This is a genomic window from Nonomuraea sp. JJY05, from assembly GCF_043496855.1.
GTDB lineage: Bacteria > Actinomycetota > Actinomycetes > Streptosporangiales > Streptosporangiaceae > Nonomuraea.
Map to the genome: position 1 here is coordinate 113,914 of NZ_JBIEIS010000023.1, position 18,874 is coordinate 132,787.

The following is an 18,874-nucleotide window of genomic DNA, read 5'->3' on the forward strand; positions in this document are numbered from 1 at the left end:
AGGGTTCGTTTGCCTAACTACGCCATAAAGCCAGATCAGATGGGGGTAAATCAATGCCAGGTTAGAGAGGAGCGGCCGTGGCGGGCAGGTTCGTGATCAGTGAGGACGGGCAGGGCGGGTTCCGCTTCGCGCTCGTGGCGAACAACGGGCAGACACTCGCGGTCGGCGAGGGCTACCCGAGCAAGGCCGCCTGCGTGAACGGCATCGAGACGGTGCGCAGGAACGCTCCCGAGGCCGTCATCGAGGACCGGACCGGGCGGGGCCTAGGAGACCAGAGCCTTCTCTGACGAGGCCGCGCGCCGCTTCCTCCTGCGCCGCACCACCAGCCAGAACGCCGCCGCGACGGCCAGGACGGCCACGACCCCCGCCGTGACGGGTGAGCGCGCGGCCAGTTCCAGCCAGCCCCACACGAGCGCCGTGATGCCGAACCACCAGATCGGCGCCCAGGTCAGGCAGCCCAGCGCGCTCGCGACCACGTACCAGGGGTAGGACACCCGCAGCGCCCCCGCCACCCACGGCAGCGTGTGCCGGAGCATGGGCACCCAGAAGCAGCCGTAGACGGCCAGCGCGCCCCATTTCTCGACGACGTGCTCGATCTTCGCGATGCGCTCGCGGCCCACCCGGGCGCCCACGCGCGAGTCGTAGAGCTTCACGCCGAGCCTGCGCCCGACCCAGTAGTAGACCTGGAACGCGCCGAACAGGGCCAGGATCAGGATGGCGCCCACCAGCCAGTAAGGCAGACCGAGCCAATAAGGCCTCGTGGGATCGGCGATGCCGGTCATGTCCCACCCCTCCCAAGCCTTAGGTCAGGCTTACCTTAGTTCAAGTTGCAAGCTTTCGCCATATCGGCTTGCAAGCCACCGCAACCAGCCGACAACCAGGACTCAACCACCCGAGCTCACTCTATGGGTGAGGCAAAAGGGGTGTTGAAGATGGCGTCGAGAAGCGCGGCCGTCCTGGCGAGCGGCACTGCGAACGCGGCCAAGCTGTTCGTGGCCGCCCTGGCGTTCACCAGCGCGTACATCGGCTTTTCCGCCTACAGTGCCGCCGGCGACACGCCGGCCGCCGTGACGACCATCACCCTGTCGGCCCGCGAGGTCCCGGTCGCCGAGGAACTGGCCCCGGTCGCCGAGGAGCTGGCCCCGGCCGCCCAGCCCGGCGAGGTCACCCTCGGCGGACTGGCCGGCGCCTGCTCGGGACCGCTCGTCGCGCGCAGCGTGCTCGTCAGCCCCGAGCCCGGCCGCAGCGTGCACTACGGCTGGAAGCTCACCCGCTGGAGCCCCTCGACCAAGTCGTGGCGCACGTATCTGGTCGACTACGACGGCTTCATGGGCGCCGCGGAGACCGTCGAGTGGCGGCCCGAGATCTCCGGCGACCCCGGCTGGTACCGCGTCGAGCTGTCGGCCAAGGGCCTCAAGACCGTCACGAGCGACCGTTTCCAGGTGAGCTGCTGACCGAGCGTCGCGCCGCCTCCACCCAGCGCGGCACGCCGACCCGCTCGGCCACTTCCAGGGCCTTCTCGTAGTGGTCGCGGGCGGCGTCCGGCTGGCCCAGGCGCACGGCGAGGTCGCCCAGCGTCAGCGCCACCGGCCACAGCGCCACCACGCCGGTGCCCGCGCCCGCCACCCGGTCGGCGAACGGCTTGAGCTTGTCGTAGCAGTCGACCATCCGCTCCCGGTCGTCGAGCAGCATGCCGGCCAGCGCCCGCCAGGTCATCGCCAGCTCGTAGAGGAAGTCGGGCCGCACCGGCGGGCGGGTGGCGGCCACGGCCTTGGCGTCCTGGAGGTGCCCGGCCGAGGCCAGGGCCAGCGCGTACGCGTCGAGCGTCCACTTGGCGCCCCGCTGGTGCTTCTCGCCGAGCAGGTCGACCATCTCCGCCGCCCGGCCGTCGACCAGGTGCAGGCAGAACGCCGTGATCAGCGGGAGGTCCTGGCGGCCCTCCAGCATGCCCGCCCGCGCGGTCATCCTGGCCGCCTCGCGGTAGGCCCGCTCGGCGCCCGCGTAGTCACCGGCGATCATCAGCCGCTGGCCCGAATACCAGACCACGACCGCGGCCGGCGCCGACAGGTCGTACTGCCTGGCCAGGCGGTCGGCGGCGGCCGCGTGCTCGTCGGCGGCCGCGAACTCGCCCCTGGCCGCCGCGCACTCCAGCAGCACCAGGTGGGCCAGCGCCTGCGTGGCCATCTGCCCCGAGCGCTGCGCGACCTCCAGCAGCTCCCTGCCGATGCTCTCCCGGGTGTCCACGGCGGGGATGTCGTACGACTGCCGCAGCCGCCCGCTCAGCGCCGCCGCGATCAGCGTCGGGTCGCCGCTCTGCCTGGCCAGCTCCAGCGCCTCCAGCGACGCCTGGCGCCCGCGCTCCGGCGAGGAGGAGCCCTCCAGCTCCAGCGCCAGCGTGGTCAGCAGGCTGGCCCGCAGCCGCTGCTCGCCCTCGGGCAGCTCCATGAGCGCCTTCTCGGTGACGTCCACGATCTCCCACGCGGTGCGGGTGAAGTCGCGCGCCATGCCCTTGTGCGGCACGGCCAGCGACGCCGCCACCTTCGCGGTCATCTCCAGGTCGCCCAGCGGCAGCGCGGCGTCCATGGCCTGGCGGCGCAGCAGCCGGGCCGCGTGCATGTCCCCGCACAGCGCCAGCGCCCTGATCTGGCGCAGCATGAGCCGCAGGCGATCCTTGCTGCGCTCCGGCGTCTGCGCGCCGCTCTGCTCGTCGCGCGAGCGGTCGAACGCCGCGATGGCCTGCTCCCACAGGGTGGCCGCCTCGCGGTGGGCGAAGCGCCGCTCGGCCTGCTCGGCCGCCAGCCCCGCGTAGTGGACCGCCTTCCCGGCCGCGTCGGCCAGGAAGTAGTGGTGGGCCAGCGCGGCCACGTCGGACGGGGTGTGCTGCTCGATGACCGCCGCCACGGCCGCGTGCAGCCTCGTGCGGCGCAGCCTGGAGGCGTCGGAGTAGATCGTGTCGCGCACCAGGTCGTGGTCGAACCTGAGCAGCCCGGGCCCCGGCTCGGTCACCAGCCCGGCCAGCAGCGCCGCCTCCACGGCCTCGATCACCGCGTCCTCGTCGCCCGACACGGCGATCAGCACGTCGAGATCGACGTCGCGGCCGATCACGGCGGCCTGGAGCAGGATCTGCTGCGCGCCCGACGGCAGCCGCGAGATGCGCCGCCGCAGCACGTCGCGCACTCCGGACGGCACCTGCGAGAGCACCTCGGTGGCGCTGGCCCGGTCGGCCGCGCCCTCGGAGTCGAGCAGACGGACGGTCTCGCGGACGAAGAACGGGTTGCCGCCCGTGCGCTCGACGATCGACTCGACGGCCTCCTCGTCGATGTCGCGTACGCACGTCGCCTTGACCAGCTCGGCCACGGCCTTCGGGTCGAGCCCCGACAGGCCCACGCGGACCGGGCCCAGCCTGGCCAGGGCGGCCAGCACGTCGGACTGGCGGTCGTCGAGCTCGCTCTCCCGGCACGTCACCACGAGCAGCACGCGGCTGGTCGCCAGCAGGCTCGGCAGCGCGCGCAGCAGGGCGAGCGTCTGGTCGTCGGCCCAGTGGAGGTCCTCGAGGGTCACCAGCACCGGCGCGCGGCGCGCGACCCCGGCCAGGTAGCCGCCGACCGCGCGGTGCAGCCGGAAGCCGCCGGACGCCTCGTCCTCGTCGGGATCGGGGGCGGCGTCATCGAGCAGCGGCGCGAGCAGCTGCGCGTATTCGCCCGCGCCGGTCACGCCGGTGAGGGTGCGCAGGATCTCCACCCACGCCCAGCCCGGCGGGGTGGCGCTGGAGTCGGGGCACGCGCCGGACGCGGTGATCCAGCCGTCGGTGCCGAGCCTGCTCTCCAGCTGGCGCAGCAGCGTGGTCTTGCCCGCGCCCGCGACCCCGGCCACGATCGCGACCTGGAACCGGCCGGTGCGCGAGGCCGCCGTGGTCAGCCTGGCCAGCTCGGCGTCGCGGCCGACGAACGGCTCGGGCTCCAGCGGCGGCGGCTCGACGGCCGCGGCCGGCCTGGGCGGCCAGGTGTCGGTGACCGGCGCGGCGGGCCGCGCGGGGCGCGCGGGGACGGCCAGGTCGAGCTCCGGGGACTGGGCCAGGATGTCGGACTCCAGCTTGCGCAGCGCGGGACCCGGGTCGATGCCCAGCTCGTCGGCCAGGATGTTCCTGGCCCGGCGCAGCGCGGCCAGCGCGTCACCCTGCCGGCCGCAGCGGTAGAGGCCCAGCGCCAGAAGCCGCCAGCCCTCCTCGCGCAGCGGGTTTTCGGTGGTGAGCGCCTCCAGGTCGGGAACGGTCTCGGCGTGCAGGCCGAGCCGCAGCCCGGTGTCGGCGTGCCGCTCGCGCGTCACCAGACGCAGCTCCGCCAGCCGGTTGACCTCGGCCTCCGCCCACGACTGGTCGGCGAAGTCGGAGTAGGGAGTGCCGCGCCACAGGCCCAGCGCCTTCTCCAGGCGGCCTCGGGCGGACTGCGGATCGCCCTCTTCGAGGTGCTCGCCCGCCGCGCGGACGAGCTGCTCGAACTTGAGCGCGTCGACCTGGTCGGGGGCCACCCGCAACGCGTAGCCGGACGCGACCGTCACCAGCAGCCGGTTGGGCCCCCCGCGCGGGCGGCCGGGCTCCAGCACCCGGCGCAGGCGCGAGATGTAGACCTGCAGGCCCGACTGCGCGCCCTTGGCCCCGTCGTCATCCCACAGATCGTAAAGAAGCGTGTCAACGGGCACGACCTGACCTCTGGCCACGAGAAGCCGGGCGAGGACGGCCCGCTGCCGCAACCCGCCGAGGTCGAGTTCGTCGTCGTGTTCGTACGCCTCGACTGGCCCCAGAACTCGGAACGCCACCATGTCAGCCGCCACGCTATGCGGGCCTATGAATCACGCACAAGGTCTTTGATGGGTTTGGGATTGTCACTACTGGGCCTTCGAGATCGCGGACGGGGGCTCCGCGCCGGCGTTCCGGCCGTTGCGCCTGCGCAGGAACGCCCATGCGCCCAGGGCCAGGCCGCCGAACGGGATCTCGATAGTGTAAGTCCAGAAGCCGAAAAGCAGTGCGGTCGCGGTGGCCGGAGCGACTCCGACGCCGAATCCCTCGGTGAGGAGGAGCACCACGCCGCCCTCCATGATCCCGGCCCCGCTGGGCGTGATCAGGATGGCGGTGAGCACGCGGGAGAGGGCGAAGACGGCGATCGACTGGGCGAACCCCGGCCAGGCGCCCGTCGCGTGCAGGCACACCGCCATGATCGACCACTGGAAGCCGAGGAAGAACACCATGGCGAGCGACAGCCCGGGCCACCTGGTCCGGACGACGCCGGCGGTGTCGGCGCGCAGCTTGTGGAACGCGTCCGAGGCGTGGATCTTCAGCCGCAGCAGCCGGCTGACGCCGTCGAGCGCGCGGCCGAGCACGACGGCGGCGCGGTCCCAGTAGAGGGCGACGGCCACGATCGCGCAGAGCACGAGGATCGAGATCGCGCCCGTCCAGCCGGCCCTGGCGACGGTGGCGTTGGGCGCCTCGCCGGCCGCCAGCAGCGCGATGATCCCCACGGCCGGCAGGATGAACCTGAACATCGTGTTCCAGATGCCGCTGACCAGCGTCATGACCACGATCGACCGGGTGGAGAAGCCCCAGCCCCTGGTCATCGCGTACGACACCGCCACGCCGACCGCCCCGCCGAAGGGCAGCAGGTTGCTGACCGCGCTGCCGGCCGCGTTGAGCGTGAGGCCCTGCAGGTTGTTGAGGCCGGGCAGGGAGTTGGTCAGCACGAACGTGTACGCCAGCAGGCTCAGCAGCCACAGCGCGGTCATCAGCGTGATCTCGCCGCCGCCGAGCGTGCCGAAGACCCGGCCGATCTCGTGCCAGGAGACGGGCTTGCCGGTGAGCGTGCGCACGATCTGCGGAAGGTAGACCACGAGCAGCACGGCCAGCCCGAGCGACAGCACGGACAGCGTGATCTGGAGCCACTTGTTCTTCATCGGGGTCCAGTCTGACGGGTCGCCGGACGAGGGTCCTCCTCCGGAGGAATCATTTCGTGCTCATTCTTTTCGGCACCGGTCGAAGGGATGCGTGAGCCGGGTGCCCGGCGGCAGGTCGCGGCGGACGTACCACTCGGTGCCGAAGACGAGGCGGTAGAGCGGGCGGGGGACCTTCAGCATCACGGCGAGCGTGCGGTCGCTGTCGCCGCCGCTGGCCTGGGAGGCGTGCGCGGCCATGGACGCGCGTTTCTGGCGGGTGTATTTCCTGACGTTGACCCGGTGGGTGATCGTCTCGCTCGACGAGTACGCGCTCTCGAACGTCCGTACGTCGAACTCCGGCGGGAACTTGTAGAACCGGCCCGCCAGCCGCAGCAGCCTGACCAGCGGATCGCGGTTGACCGTCGCCTCCAGGACGATCTCCGTGCCGGCGATCTTGGCCGCCCGTTTGCCCACCCGGTGCACCTGCACGTGGTCGGGGTGCCCGTAGCCGCCCGCCGGATCGTAGATCGCCAGCAGGTCGGCCTCCTCCTCCTGCAGGATCGCGGCCAGCGCCTTGGCCGCCGCCTCGGTGTCGGCGTCGATGAAGGCGTTGTCGGGCCGCTCCTCGGCGATGCCGCCCTTGGGGCTCAGCCCAGAGTCGCCGTAGCCGAGGCACTCCACGCGGGCGCAGCCCAGCAGCGCTGCCGACTCGTAGAGCTCCTTGAGCCTGGTCTCGCCGAGCGCCTCGCCGGGCTCCATCTCGGCCAGGCCGCGCTCGCCCGCGGTGGCCACCACGAGCACCACGCGGTGTCCCTCGGCCGCGAGCATCGCCATGGTGCCCGCCGTCAGCAGGGCCTCGTCGTCAGGGTGGGCGTGAAAGAACACTGCGGTACGTGGAGGCACACGCCCAGATTAGTCTGGGAGGGGTGCGGATCTTTCACGTGAGCGACTGTTACCTGCCGCGACTCGGAGGGATCGAGGTCCAGGTGGCCGATCTCGTGCGGATGCAGCGGGAGGCGGGACACGACGTCTCCGTGGCCACGGCGACGAGGGGCGAGCCGCTGCCCGGGGTCCACCGGATCGTCGCGAGGATGCCGTTCGACCTGCCCGTTCACCCGTTCGGGGTGGGGCATCTCACCCGCCGGCTCACGTCCCTGCGCCCCGACGTGGTGCACGTGCACACGGGGGCGGTCTCGCCGTTCGCCTGGATGGGCGTGCGGGCCGCCGCGCGGGCCGGGCTGCCGTGCGTGGTGACCGTGCACAGCATGTGGGACCCGGTCACGCGGGCGCTCTACCGGCTGCTGCGGCTGGCGTTCGGCTGGCAGCGGTGGCGGCTGGTGGCGACCACGGTCAGCAACGCCGCGGCGGTCCCGATCCGCGCCGTGGCCGGGCCCGAGGTGCCGGTCCGGGTGGTCTCCAACGGCCTCGACCTGTCGGGCTGGGCGCCGGTTCCGGGGACGCGCGACCGGCGGGAAGAGGTCCACATCGTCGCCGTGGGCCGGTTGGCGCCCCGCAAGCAGCCCGTACGCCTGCTGAGGCTGCTCCAGGCGGCCAGGCGGCGGGTGCCCGCCAGGATCCCCATGCGCGCCACGATCGTCGGCGACGGACCGGCTCGCGGCCAGATGGAACGTTTTCTCGCCCGGCACGGCATGGCCGGCTGGGTCTCCCTGCCGGGCCGCTACACGCGGGAGCAGATCGCCAAGGTGCTGGAGTCGGCGGACGTGTTCGTGGCGCCCGCGCCGCGCGAGTCGTTCGGCATCGCGGCCCTAGAGGCCCGCGCCGCCGGGCTGCCGGTGGTGGCCAGGGCGCAGAGCGGGGTCGCCGACTTCGTCGCGGACGGCACGGAGGGGCTGCTCGGCCACACGCTCGGCGACCTGGCCCGCGCGGTGGCCCGGCTCTGCACTGACGCGCCGCTGCGCGAGTCGATCGCCGCGCACAACCGGGCGACCCGTCCGGCGGCGGGCTCGTGGCCGTCGGTTCTCGCCGGGTTCGACCGGGCCTACGCGGAGGCGCTTCAGCCGCGCCGGAGCACCACGTAGCCGTCGCGCTCGAACACCTTCGCGTACCCCTGGCCCTGCAGCGCGTCGACCGTGGCGCGCTGCTCGTCCGCCGAGCCGAAGGGGAACTCCCAGCGGGAGGTGTCGGCCACCACCCAGGGCGCGCCGTGCGACTGGGCCGTCCAGAGCAGGACGGTGGTCCTGGAGGTCAGCGCGGGGCCGACGGAGTTGACCGCCTCGACGGTGACCCCGGAGGGCACCTTGCTCACGGCCTCGGCCGCGGCCGCCGCCTTGGGCTCCTGGTAGAAGGGCGGATGGTAGAGCTGGTCCAGCGCGAACTTGGGCACCAGGGTGAGCGCGACCGCGCAGACCGCCGTCGCCCAGGCGAGTTTGAGCGAGGTGTCGTCGGTGCGCTTGATCCAGCGCAGCAGCCTGGACAGCCCGTCCACGCCCGCGCAGAAGAGGATGACCACGGTGAACGCGCTGTACTGGAAATCGGCCTGCCACCACTGGGAGCGGTCGGACAGCATGCGCTCCAGCACGTGCGGCAGCGCCACCAGCGACAGCGGCGAGAGCAGGCACAGCAGCAGCGTCGGCCACACCAGCAGGAACAGCGTGTCGACCTTGGCCTCCTCGCTGAACGGCAGCAGCACGGCCGCGATCGGATCGCGCAGCAGCGCCAGGATCGCGCTCGGCACGTCGGGGCCGAGATGGTTGTAGGCCCAGAAGTCCTTGGAGTCGCCGCCGAAGGCCGTGATCGCCAGCCCGCGTACGAGCAGGACGGCTCCCAGCCCGAGCCCCATGCACAGCAGCCCCCGCAGCCGGTCGCCCAGGACGAGCAGGCACAGCCCCGCCCCGATCACCATCAGCCCCATGTCCTCCTTGACCAGCAGGAGGTCGATCATCGCGATGAGGGCGGGTAGGCGGTGACCGGCGTGGTAGCGCTCGATCATGATCGCGGTGAGCACGGGGACGAACATGACCTCGTGCGCGTCGAACGCGACGGCCTGCGCGACGGGCCACGACAGCGCGTACGCCACGGAGACCAGATAGGCGGGCGCGACGCCCAGCACGCGCCGGGTGAACAGCCAGATGAACGGGATCGCGGCGGCGAACAGCAGCGCCTGCGCGACGATCAGCGTCTCGGGCCCGTCGTGGATCCAGTAGAAAGGCGCGAGCATCGCGTAGACGGGCGAGAAGTGGTCGGCGAGCTGCACGTATTCCATGCCCCGCCCGTGGAACATGCCCAGCACGGGGATGTGCGGCGGCCGCAGCGCCGCGTAGTTGCGCACCGCCTGGTCCACGATCACCAGGTCGAACGACGTGGCCCGGAACGTGGCCAGCTTGACCAGGCCGAGCACGGCATAAGCCACCGCGGCGACGAGCGCGACGGCGCCCACACGCACGCGATGGCCGGAAAGCCGGATCCTCCAGAGGGAGGCGGCGGCGGACGCCCCCTGTCGCACCGCCAGAGTGTCACCCGTCACGGGCAGCAAGGGTAGAACGAATCCACTCGAACGTGGCGCGGCCGCCGCGCCGTCCTGCCCCCCACAGGCGGAGCGGCGACCGCGGGCTCAGCGTCAGGTGCAGGCGGAGGTGATCTTGGTCGAGAAGCCCTGCATCTTGCCCGTGAACCCGGAGACCTCGGCGAGGTCGCCCTTCTCAAGGGTCTCGAAACCGGCGGCGAGGTCGTTCAGGGCGGCGGCGACGTCACCGTCGTACTTGCCCGCGAGCTCCTTGGTCTTGGCAGCCGCGTCCTTCGAGGCCGTGCCGATGGCCTTCGTGTCGGTGGCGTTCTTGGTGATCGTGGTGGTCCACTCATTCATGATCTTGGTGGCCTCCTGGGCGGCCGTGTTGCAGTCGACGGCCTGGCCCAGCGCACCACAGCCGGTGCTCGTGAGGACGGCAAGGGTCAGCGTCGCGGCCGCGACGGCCAGGCGACGGCGAGGGGGAGTCATTTCTAGCCCTTCGGTGGTTTGATCGAACGAAGGGAACATTATGGAGCAACCCTTGACCGTCGCTTGCACCCCGCTAACACCACGGGTATCAAGCCGGCGTAAAGACGGGACCGGAAACGGCCCGCCGGGTCTCAGCGGGCGAGCCAGCGTTTGCGTGGATAGCGGACGGCCAGGCTGCCGTACTTCGTCCGGCCGCTGATCACCACGTGGACGGCGCCGGCGCGGGGCCTGCCGGGCACGTCGGAGGTGTGGACGTGACCCCAGTCGCTGCGGAAGGCGTCGACGTTCGCGACGGCGCCGTCCGGCAGGATGATCTTGGCGGAGCCGTAGGCGAGGTCGAGTTCGATGTCCACGACGGGGTGGGTGATGACGGCCTCGGAGAGATCCAGTTCGACGCTGCCGTACTTGGAGGCCGCCCGCAGTCGCCGGGGGACGGCCCAGTCGCCGGCGCGCTTGATGTGGCCGTTCTTGGACTCCAGCTCGACCACGTCGTCCTGCGGCTGGTCGACGGGGAGATCGTCGATCAGGCCCAGCAGGTCGCCGTAGGTCCTCGCGGTGAGGGCGATCTCAAGGCGGTCCTCGAGCTCCAGCTGGGTGAGCCGGCCTTCGGCGAAGGCGTGCTGGAGCTGCTGCGCGGTGCGCTCTCGGTCCTCGTTGGACACTCGCATCTGCGATTGCGACATATCTTGAGCATAGGTGCGCAGCGCTCAGAACGGGAGTTGTCGGCCGGAAGGGGTGCGGAGATCAAGAGGGAGCGGCCCTCGGACGAGGCGGGGGCGGCGAACGACCCGGATTCGCTTCACGACGATTACGTACCCACCGGATTGCCGTGAAGTCATCTTCCTTGGGTAGCGTGAAATCTGATGTTGGCGGAACTGTTCACGCACCCGGCGCTCCTCTATCGGGGCGACCGGGAGTATGTGGCTGCCACCAGCGCGTTCGTCCGCGCGGGGCTGGCCCTGGACGAGCCGGTCGCGGTCGCGGTCCCGGCCCGGAATCTGGCGCTGATCGAGGCCGAGCTCGGCGACGACGCCAAGTCCGTGCTCCTGCTCGACATGCAGCAGGCCGGGCGCAACCCGGGGCGGATCATCCCCGCCGTGCTGCGCGACTTCGCCGACCGGCATCCCGGCGGGCACGTGCGCATCATCGGCGAGCCGATCTGGCCGGGGCGCACCGAGACCGAATACGGGGCCGCCGCGCAGCACGAGGCGCTGATCAACCTGTCGTTCGCGGGGCGGCGGGTCACGATCCTGTGCCCGTACGACGCCGACCGGCTCGCGCCCGAGGTCCTGCGGGAGGCGGAGCGCACCCACCCCGTGATGTGCGACCTCTCGGGGGAGTGGGCCAGCACCGAATACGCGCCCGAGCTGGTGGTCTCCGCGCACAACCGGCCGCTCGACGAGCCCGCTGACTTCGTCTCGCTGCGCTTCGACCGCACCAACCTGTCGGCGGCCCGCGGCCTGGCCGCGCGGCGGGCGGCGGAGATGGGGTTCTCCGGCGACCGGCTCGACGACATCCAGCTGACGGTGGCCGAGCTGGGCGCCAACAGCCTCGACCACGGCGGGGGCTGGGGCACGATCCGGGTCTGGGCCGAGGGCGGGCGGCTGGTGTGCGAGGTCAGCGACGCCGGGCACATCACCGACCCGCTGGTGGGCCGCCGCCCGGTCGACCCGCGCCACTCGGGGTCGCGCGGGTTGCTGATCGTCAACCTCCTGAGCGACCTCGTACGCGTGTACACCCGCCCGGGGGCGACCGCCATCCGCGTCTACTTCGACGCGCCCGGCCCCGCCTGAGCGGGGCCCGTGCGGCTACGCCTCAATCTCCGACATGTCCGGATAACGGGTGCCGGCAACGGCGTCCGCCGGAACGGCGCGGGCCAGGGCGGCGAGCTGGTCGGCGGTCAGCGTGATGTCGGCCGCCGCCGCGTTCTCCTCCAGATAGGTCAGCCGCTTCGTCCCCGGGATCGGCACGACGTCGTCCCCCTGGGCCAGCACCCAGGCCAGCGCGAGCTGCGCGGCGGTGATCCCGGCGGCGTCGGCGATCTTCCGTACCTCCGCGACCAGCGCGGCGTTGCGCTCGGCGTTCTCGCCCGCGAGGCGCGGCATCCACCGGCGGACGTCGTCCTCGGGCAGCTCCTCCGCGGGCGGCAGCGCGCCGGACAGGAAGCCGCGGCTGATCGGCGAGTACGCCACCAGCGCCACGCCCAGCTCCCTGGCCGCCGGCAGGATCTCCGCCTCCAGCCCCCGGGTGAACAGCGAGTACTCGCTCTGCAGGGCCGCGATCGGGTGGACGGCCGAGGCCGTTCGCAGCGTGTCCGCGCTCACCTCCGACAGCCCGAGATGGCGGACCTTGCCCTGCTCGACCAGCTCGGCCATCGCGCCGACCGACTCCTCGACGGGGACGCTCCTGTTGCGGCGGTGCATGTAGTACAGGTCGATGTGGTCCACGCCGAGGCGCCGGAGGGAGGCGTCGCAGGCGGCCCTGACGTACTCGGGGCTGTTCTCGATGGAGCGGGTGCCGCCGTCGCGCTTGACGCCGAACTTGGTGGCCAGCACCACCTCGTCCCGCCGGTCCTTGACGGCCCGGCCGACGAGCTCCTCATTGGCCCCGAGCCCGTACATGTCGGCTGTGTCCAGAAAATTCATGCCAAGGTCGAGTGCGCGGTGGATGACGGCGATCGACTCCTTCTCGTCGCCCGGGCCGTAGAAGTCGGACATGCCCATGCAGCCGAGGCCCAGCGCGGAGACCTGAGGCCCGCCGTTCCCGAGAGTGCGCTTCTTCATGTTTCCAGGTTCCCCCCTGGAGTACGCACCAGGTCAAATCGGGTCAGGCGCCCTGGACCCACCCTGAGGGGGGAGCCCCTACCCAGGGTCACGTCCGCGCAGGTGGCCGGGTGTCCTCAGGGTCGTTCCCGACCAAGGTATTAAGGGTTCGTTCAGGCTACTTCAGGGTCGATCTCCGATATTCCGCGAGGCCGCGTTCCACGAGCTTTGAGGCATGAAGGCATTGCTTGTCAGCGGATTCGCGGCCATCGGCACCGGAAGCGGCGCCATGCTCACCCTCCACGCGGAATCCGACCTCGACCCGTTGCACAGCGTCATCAGCGAGTACGCCTTCCAGGCGTCCGGCTGGTTGCTGCCCGCCTCGCTGACGTTGTTCGCGGTGGGCTCCGCATTGATCGCCGAGGCGATGCGCCGGGCCGGGATGAGCCGCTGGGTCGTCGCGCTGCTGCTGGCGTGGGGGGCGAGCATGTTCCTGATCGGCGCCTTTCCCACCGACCGGCCGGGCGTGCCGCTGTCGTTGTCGGGTGGCATCCACCGCTACGCCGCCTTCGCCGCGTTCCTGGTGATGCCCGCGGCGGGGATGCTGCTGGCCAAGGCCAGGATCCGGTACGCCAGGGCGGTGCGGATCCTCAGCGCGGTGGCGCTCGGGGCCCTGCTGCTGGTCGTGGTCCCGTACGTGGTGCGGATGTTCGGCATCCCGCTGACCAACGACGACATCCCGGCCGGGCTGACCCAGCGGGCCGTGGTCGTCACCGAACTGGGCGTGCTGGCGCTGGCCGGGCTGTCGATGCTCAAGCCGCTGGCTCAGCGCTCCCAGGGCGGCTCCTCGCCCAGCTTGGCGTAGTAGCGCGCCAGGTGCCCCTTGACGCCTTCGATGTCCTTCTTCGGCAGATCGACCCCGCCCCTGGCACCCTCCATGACCGCGGCCGCGGCGAACACCGCCCGCGGCACCGCCTTCAGCTCCCCGTTCACGACGTCGGCGATCGGCAGCTTGTACGCTCCGAACTCGTCGGCGTCGTCGGCGTCGTACCAGCTGAAAGCCTCGCGGTATTTCGCGTTCGGCTTGTCGTCGGCGTGTGCCCACTTGCGCACCCGCTTGTCCGCCGCGGCGGCGTCCCACTCGCGGTCGCGCTGGGCGAGGGGCAGGTCGTGGAATCGCGTAACGGTCATATGGGGCGGCTACCCCTGACGCACGCGTGAAACGGCTTGCTCGGGAAAGAGGTAAGGCCCGATCACGATGTGGGAGTGCTGAGATGACGATTTTGATTGCGTATGACGGTTCTGACGACTCCAAGGCGGCGATCGCCTTCGCGGGCGAGCTCCTGAAGGGGGAGTCCGCCGTCGTGCTGACGGTGTGGGAGCGGGCGGCGGTGGCCTCGGCCAGGGCCTCCGTCGGGCTCATGATGGCGATCGACCAGCTGGGCACGGAGGACGCGGCGATCGAGGAGGCGATGCGGGAGCTCGCCCGGCACGGCGCTGAGCTCGCCCGCAAGGCCGGCCTGGACGCCACCCCGCGGTGCGATCCGGACTCGGTGGCGGTGTGGTCGACGATCGTGGACGTGGCCGACGAGATCGGCGCCCGGCTCATCGTGACGGGGACGCGGGGACTGGGCGGGGTCCGTTCGCTGCTGCTCGGCAGCACGTCCGACCGGGTGCTGCACCACGCCGGCCGGCCGGTGCTGGTCGTGCCCGCCCCCGCCGCCGACGAGGAGACCTGACAGCGGGCGTTCACCTCGCCGTCGGCCGGGTTGTCGGTCCGATGCGGCAGAGTAGGAGCCTCCTGAGGCGGGAGAGGAGGCGGGCGCGTGCCGGAGGAGCTGTCGCGGCGGCTCGGCACCACCGACGCGGTCGTGGTGGGGCTGAGCGCGATGATCGGCGCGGGCGTGTTCGCGGCCTTCGCGCCCGCCGCGGCCGTCGCGGGCGACTGGCTGCCGGCGGCCCTCGTGCTGGCCGGCGTCGTGGCGTACTGCAACGCCACCTCCTCGGCCCGGCTGGCCGCGCTCTACCCCGAGTCCGGCGGCACCTACGTCTACGGCAGGCGGCGGCTCGGCCCGCTGTGGGGCTATTTGGCGGGCTGGGGCTTCACGGTCGGCAAGACGGCCTCGTGCGCGGCGATGGCGCTCACGTTCGGCGCCTACGTCGCCCCCGGCCTGGCCCGGCCGCTGGCCGTCGGCGCGGTCGCCGCGCTGACGGCGATCAGCCTGTACGGCGTGCAGCGATCGGCCGGGGTGGCCCGGGTGATCGTCGTGTTCGTGCTGGCCGTGCTCGCGGCGGTGGTGCTCACGGGGCTGCTCGGCGACGACACGGTCACGTTCGGCTGGTTCGCCTACGAGCCCCTGCCGGGGGCACACGTCGACGTCTGGGGTGTGCTGCAGGCGGCCGGGCTGCTGTTCTTCGCGTTCGCCGGTTATGCCAGGATCGCCACCCTCGGCGAGGAGGTGCGTGACCCGGGCCGCACCATCCCCCGGGCGGTCGGCATCGCGCTGGGCATCACGTTCGCCGTCTACGCGCTGGTCGCGGTGGCCGCGCTGCGCGCGCTCGGGCCGCTGCTGGCCAGGTCCCAGGCACCGCTGGCCGACGTCGTCAAGGAGGCCGGTGCCCCGTGGCTGGCGCCGGTGGTGGGCGCCGGGGCCGCGGCGGCGGCGCTGGGCGCGTTGATGGCGCTGCTGCTGGGCGTCTCGCGCACGGTGCTGGCCATGGCCCGCGAGCGCGACCTGCCCGGCGCGCTGGCCGTGGTGGATCCGGCGCGGCAGGTGCCGCGCCGGGCCGAACTGGCCGTCGGGGCCGCCGTGATCGTGCTGCTGCTGGTCGCCGACCTGCGGGGGGCGATCGGGTTCTCCTCGTTCGGCGTGCTGGTCTACTACGGCATCGCCAACGCGTGCGCGCTCACGCTCGGCCGCGAGGAGGGCGCGCCGCCCCGGCCGGTCTCCGGGCTGGGGCTGGGGCTGTGCGTGCTGCTGGCCGCCACGCTCCCGCCGGCGTCGGTGCTGGCGGGCCTGGCGGTCTTCGCGGCCGGCCTGGCCGTCTGGCTGGTCCGCCACCGCGCCGGGCGCTAACGGGTGGCCCGGGCGGGTGGACGTCGTTAGCATGGACGGCATGACGATCTCGCCGACGATGATGGCCCCTTAGGGGGTTTCGTCGGCGACGTCTTGTCGAGGCCCTGCGAGCGGGGCCTCTCGTCGTGTCCGGGGCCCCTTGGAGGCACCTGATGTACCTCACGACGACCATCCCTTACGTCAACGCCCGACCTCACCTCGGGCACGCCCTGGAGCTCGTACAGGCCGATGTGCTGGCCAGGCACCATCGGCGGCGCGGCGAGCCGGTGCGGTTCCAGACCGGGACCGATGACAACTCGCTGAAGAACGTGCTGGCCGCCGAGGCGGCGGGCGTGCCGGTGCGGGAGCTGGTGGACCGGAACGCGGCGGCTTTCGAGGGGCTGCGGGGGCCGCTGGACCTGTCGTTCGACTCGTTCATCCGGACGAGCGTCCACCCCGGGCACCGGGCCGGGGTCGAGCGGATCTGGGAGGCGACCAGGCACGACCTCTACCAGCGGCACTACGAGGGGCTCTACTGCGTGGGCTGCGAGCAGTTCTATCCGGAAGGCCCCTGTCCCGACGGGCACGAGGCGCCGCTGCAGCGCGTGTCCGAGCAGAACTGGTTCTTCCGGCTCTCCCGCTACCAGGACGCACTGAGCGAGCTCATCCGCAGTGAGCGGCTCAGGATCGAGCCGGTCGCGCGGCGGAACGAGGTGCTGGCGTTCGTCGAGGCCGGGCTGGACGACATCAGCGTCTCGCGCTCCGCCGCCCGCGCCCGGGGGTGGGGGATCCCCGTGCCCGGCGACCCGGACCAGGTGGTGTACGTGTGGTGGGACGCGCTGGCCAACTACGTCACCGCGCTCGAAGGCGACGACTATGAGCGCTGGTGGGTCTCCGAGCGGCGCAAGGTGCACCTGATGGGCAAGGGCGTGATCCGGTTCCACGCTGTGTACTGGCCGGCGATGCTCCTGTCCGCCGGCAAGCCGCTGCCCACGGGGATCTTCGTGCACGACTACCTCACGGTGGGCGGCCGCAAGATCAGCAAGTCGTCGGGCGACGCGGCCGATCCGGTGGCGCTCGTGGACGCGTACGGGGTCGATGCCGTGCGGTGGTGGCTGCTGCGCGAGGTGCCGCGCGTGGGCGACGCCGACTTCACCGAGGAACGGCTGGTCGCCAGGGCGGACGAGGACCTGGCCAACGGGCTGGGGAACCTGGTCAACCGGGTCGTCACCATGGTCCACCGCTTCCTGGACGGCCACGTCCCCCCGGCCGGGGAGGAACTGGCCGTGCTGCCGGTGGACGAGGCGCTGGAAGCCTTCGATTTCCGGCGGGCGGCGACGGCCGTCTGGGCGCTCGTCGAGGAGGCCAACAGGTACGTCGAGCGGACCCAGCCGTGGCGGCAGCCCCGGCCCGGGCAGGAGGCCGTGCTGGGGACGCTGGTGCACGCGTGCCGGACGCTGGCCGTACAGCTGGAGCCCTTCCTGCCGACGGCGGCGGCGCGGGTGGCCGCGGCGGTCGCCGGCGAGCGGCTGCCCCGGCCCGAACCGCTGTTCCGCCGCCTCGCCGCGACTGGAGTGGCTGGTTGACGGAGGTCCGGAGGCGATTTACGGTGGCGCACACCGACCAGCCGGTATGGAGGCGCCCATGGCCACCGTCCAGACCATCCGCGGCCCCGTAGACGTCGACGAGCTCGGGCAGACGCTCATGCACGAGCACGTGTTCGTCCTCGCCACCGAGCACCTCGACAACTACGGCAGAGGTGCCTGGTGGGACGAGGAGGCCCGGGTGGCGGACGCGGTCGCCAAGCTCAACGCGGTGGCCGCGAAGGGCGTGCGGACGATCGTCGACCCGACGGTGTGGGGCCTGGGCCGCTACATTCCGCGCATCCAGCGCGTCGCCGAGCAGGTGCCCGGCCTGAACATCGTGGTCGCCACCGGCATCTACGCCTTCGAGGAGCTGCCCCACCAGTACGAGCACCGCGGCCCCGGCCTGTTCATCGACATTCCGGAGCCGATGGTCGACGACTTCGTCCGCGACCTCACCGAGGGCATCGCCGACACCGGCGTGAAGGCGGCGTTCCTCAAGTGCGTGGTCGAGCAGAAGGGCCTGACGCCCGGCGTCGAGCGCATCTGCCGGGCCGTCGCGCAGGCGCACCTGCGCACCGGCGCGCCGATCACCATTCACACGAACGCCTTCACGCAGAGCGGCCCGATCGCGCTCGACCTGTTCACCAAGGAGGGCGTCGACCTGGAGAAGGTGGTCGTCGGGCACGCGGGCGACAGCAACGACCTCGACTACCTCATGCGCCTGGCCGACACGGGCGCGACGCTGGGGATGGACCGGTTCGGGCTGGATCCGTACAACCCGACGGCGCAGCGCGTGGCCACGGTCGCCGAGCTCTGCCGGCGCGGATACGCCGATCGCATGGTCCTCAGCCACGACACGGCCTGCTTCATGGACTACTTCGGCGGCGCTTGGGAGGAGGCCCGCTCAACGCTCGCGCCGAACTGGCGCTACGATCACATCCACGACGATGTCTTGGCCGCACTGCTGGACTCGGGTGTGACCGACGACCAGATTGAGCAGATGCTGGTGTTCAACCCGAAGCGATACTTCTCGTAAAGTAGTCGGATCGGGCAAGCAATGCAGGTAGGTGGAGCTGGGTGACTTCGGAGCAGGCCTTGTCGATAAGCCTCGGACTCCAGGGACCCTGTGTCATCGCGCGACTGACGGGGGACTTCGACTTCGGCTCCGCCGCGGAGGTCCGTGACCGTGTCACCAAGGCCCTCGATCTCACGCAGCCACCGATGCTCGTCATCGACATGCAGGCGGTCAGCGTCTGCGACTCCTCCGGCCTGTCCGTGCTGGTCTACCTGCACAAGGCCGTCACCGCCTCGGGCGGGCGGCTGCTGCTGTCGGGGCTGAACGGCCGCTGCAAGCACCTGTTCGCGATCACCGCGCTCGACAAGTTCTTCGACATCCGCACCACGGCCGAGCTGGCCATCGCCGAGCTCAACGAGCCCGGGGGCTTCACCGCGTAGCTCGCCGACCTCGCGGGATAAGGCCGACATAAACGGTTAACCGTTTCGTATCGGATCTTCTTTACCAAATGTTGGTAGTGTCGGCTTCCTGCTAGTAGTCGGACAAGCACGAGCCGCTGCCAAGAGGGGGGAGCGGCT

The 18,874-nt window shown here is 71.6% G+C and carries 19 protein-coding genes; 10 read left to right on the top strand and 9 right to left on the bottom strand.

Translation table 11 applies throughout. The features are described 5' to 3' along the window. The first annotated feature begins 77 nt into the window (after nt 1-77). Nucleotides 78-287, top strand: a complete 210-nt coding sequence (locus tag ACFKCF_RS33115; protein ID WP_394499208.1) for a YegP family protein — start codon at nt 78-80, stop codon at nt 285-287. Here the strand turns inward: ACFKCF_RS33115 and ACFKCF_RS33120 are convergent. Next, complete coding sequence (locus ACFKCF_RS33120) at nt 264-782, bottom strand: DedA family protein (protein ID WP_394499209.1); 519 nt, start codon at nt 780-782, stop codon at nt 264-266. The genes ACFKCF_RS33115 and ACFKCF_RS33120 overlap by 24 nt on opposite strands. A 150-nt stretch (nt 783-932) precedes the next feature. Here ACFKCF_RS33120 and ACFKCF_RS33125 point away from each other — a divergent pair, with 150 nt between their 5' ends. Then, a complete protein-coding gene (locus ACFKCF_RS33125) occupies nt 933-1,454 on the top strand; it encodes a hypothetical protein (RefSeq protein ID WP_394499210.1) in 522 nt (173 codons plus the stop codon). Here the strand turns inward: ACFKCF_RS33125 and ACFKCF_RS33130 are convergent. From ACFKCF_RS33130 to ACFKCF_RS33140, 3 genes are all read right to left on the bottom strand, one after another. After that, nucleotides 1,423-4,818, bottom strand: coding sequence for a BTAD domain-containing putative transcriptional regulator (locus tag ACFKCF_RS33130; RefSeq protein ID WP_394499211.1), 3,396 nt, complete (start codon nt 4,816-4,818; stop codon nt 1,423-1,425). The genes ACFKCF_RS33125 and ACFKCF_RS33130 overlap by 32 nt on opposite strands. A 66-nt stretch (nt 4,819-4,884) precedes the next feature. Then, a complete protein-coding gene (locus ACFKCF_RS33135) occupies nt 4,885-5,943 on the bottom strand; it encodes a YbhN family protein (RefSeq protein ID WP_394499212.1) in 1,059 nt (352 codons plus the stop codon). 60 nt (nt 5,944-6,003) lie between these two features. Next, the gene (locus ACFKCF_RS33140) at nt 6,004-6,825 is read right to left on the bottom strand and encodes a PIG-L deacetylase family protein (RefSeq protein ID WP_394499213.1); all 822 of its coding nucleotides are present in this window, start codon (nt 6,823-6,825) and stop codon (nt 6,004-6,006) included. Between the two features lie 38 nt (nt 6,826-6,863). Between ACFKCF_RS33140 and ACFKCF_RS33145 the strand changes: the two genes are divergently transcribed. Further along, nucleotides 6,864-7,961 (top strand): glycosyltransferase, encoded by a 1,098-nt coding sequence (locus tag ACFKCF_RS33145; RefSeq protein WP_394499214.1) that lies wholly within the window; start codon nt 6,864-6,866, stop codon nt 7,959-7,961. Here ACFKCF_RS33145 and ACFKCF_RS33150 read toward each other — a convergent pair. The 3 genes from ACFKCF_RS33150 to ACFKCF_RS33160 all read right to left on the bottom strand — a co-directional run bounded on the left by ACFKCF_RS33150 (nt 7,937) and on the right by ACFKCF_RS33160 (nt 10,560). After that, nucleotides 7,937-9,406 carry a DUF2079 domain-containing protein gene (locus ACFKCF_RS33150; RefSeq protein WP_394499215.1) on the bottom strand — a complete coding sequence of 490 codons (1,470 nt, stop codon included), beginning with the start codon at nt 9,404-9,406 and terminating at the stop codon, nt 7,937-7,939. The genes ACFKCF_RS33145 and ACFKCF_RS33150 overlap by 25 nt on opposite strands. A gap of 93 nt (nt 9,407-9,499) precedes the next feature. Next, the gene (locus ACFKCF_RS33155) at nt 9,500-9,877 is read right to left on the bottom strand and encodes a hypothetical protein (RefSeq protein WP_394499216.1); all 378 of its coding nucleotides are present in this window, start codon (nt 9,875-9,877) and stop codon (nt 9,500-9,502) included. A 131-nt stretch (nt 9,878-10,008) separates the two neighbouring features. Further along, a complete protein-coding gene (locus tag ACFKCF_RS33160; RefSeq protein ID WP_394499217.1) occupies nt 10,009-10,560 on the bottom strand; it encodes a DUF1707 domain-containing protein in 552 nt (183 codons plus the stop codon). Between the two features lie 180 nt (nt 10,561-10,740). Between ACFKCF_RS33160 and ACFKCF_RS33165 the strand changes: the two genes are divergently transcribed. Continuing rightward, nucleotides 10,741-11,670 carry an anti-sigma factor RsbA family regulatory protein gene (locus ACFKCF_RS33165; protein WP_394499218.1) on the top strand — a complete coding sequence of 310 codons (930 nt, stop codon included), beginning with the start codon at nt 10,741-10,743 and terminating at the stop codon, nt 11,668-11,670. Between the two features lie 15 nt (nt 11,671-11,685). Here the strand turns inward: ACFKCF_RS33165 and ACFKCF_RS33170 are convergent, their stop codons facing one another. Continuing rightward, nucleotides 11,686-12,660, bottom strand: a complete 975-nt coding sequence (locus tag ACFKCF_RS33170; RefSeq protein WP_394499219.1) for an aldo/keto reductase — start codon at nt 12,658-12,660, stop codon at nt 11,686-11,688. A 214-nt stretch (nt 12,661-12,874) separates the two neighbouring features. Here ACFKCF_RS33170 and ACFKCF_RS33175 point away from each other — a divergent pair, with 214 nt between their 5' ends. Beyond that, nucleotides 12,875-13,504: a DUF998 domain-containing protein gene (locus ACFKCF_RS33175; RefSeq protein ID WP_394499220.1), complete on the top strand. Its 630-nt coding sequence runs from the start codon at nt 12,875-12,877 to the stop codon at nt 13,502-13,504. Here the strand turns inward: ACFKCF_RS33175 and ACFKCF_RS33180 are convergent. Then, nucleotides 13,465-13,830 carry a hypothetical protein gene (locus tag ACFKCF_RS33180; RefSeq protein WP_394499221.1) on the bottom strand — a complete coding sequence of 122 codons (366 nt, stop codon included), beginning with the start codon at nt 13,828-13,830 and terminating at the stop codon, nt 13,465-13,467. The genes ACFKCF_RS33175 and ACFKCF_RS33180 overlap by 40 nt on opposite strands. Nucleotides 13,831-13,913: 83 nt before the next feature. Between ACFKCF_RS33180 and ACFKCF_RS33185 the strand changes: the two genes are divergently transcribed. The 5 genes from ACFKCF_RS33185 (at nt 13,914) to ACFKCF_RS33205 (ending at nt 18,736) form a co-directional block, all read left to right on the top strand. Then, entirely contained in the window at nt 13,914-14,378 is a 465-nt protein-coding gene (locus ACFKCF_RS33185) for a universal stress protein (protein ID WP_394499222.1), read from the top strand. A gap of 87 nt (nt 14,379-14,465) precedes the next feature. Then, nucleotides 14,466-15,716, top strand: a complete 1,251-nt coding sequence (locus ACFKCF_RS33190) for an APC family permease (protein ID WP_394499223.1) — start codon at nt 14,466-14,468, stop codon at nt 15,714-15,716. Nucleotides 15,717-15,868: 152 nt separating this feature from the next. Then, nucleotides 15,869-17,281: a methionine--tRNA ligase gene (locus ACFKCF_RS33195; RefSeq protein WP_394499224.1), complete on the top strand. Its 1,413-nt coding sequence runs from the start codon at nt 15,869-15,871 to the stop codon at nt 17,279-17,281. Nucleotides 17,282-17,339: 58 nt separating this feature from the next. Continuing rightward, nucleotides 17,340-18,317, top strand: a complete 978-nt coding sequence (locus tag ACFKCF_RS33200) for a phosphotriesterase (RefSeq protein WP_394499225.1) — start codon at nt 17,340-17,342, stop codon at nt 18,315-18,317. 41 nt (nt 18,318-18,358) lie between these two features. After that, nucleotides 18,359-18,736 carry an STAS domain-containing protein gene (locus ACFKCF_RS33205; protein ID WP_364847704.1) on the top strand — a complete coding sequence of 126 codons (378 nt, stop codon included), beginning with the start codon at nt 18,359-18,361 and terminating at the stop codon, nt 18,734-18,736. Nucleotides 18,737-18,874 lie beyond the last annotated feature (138 nt).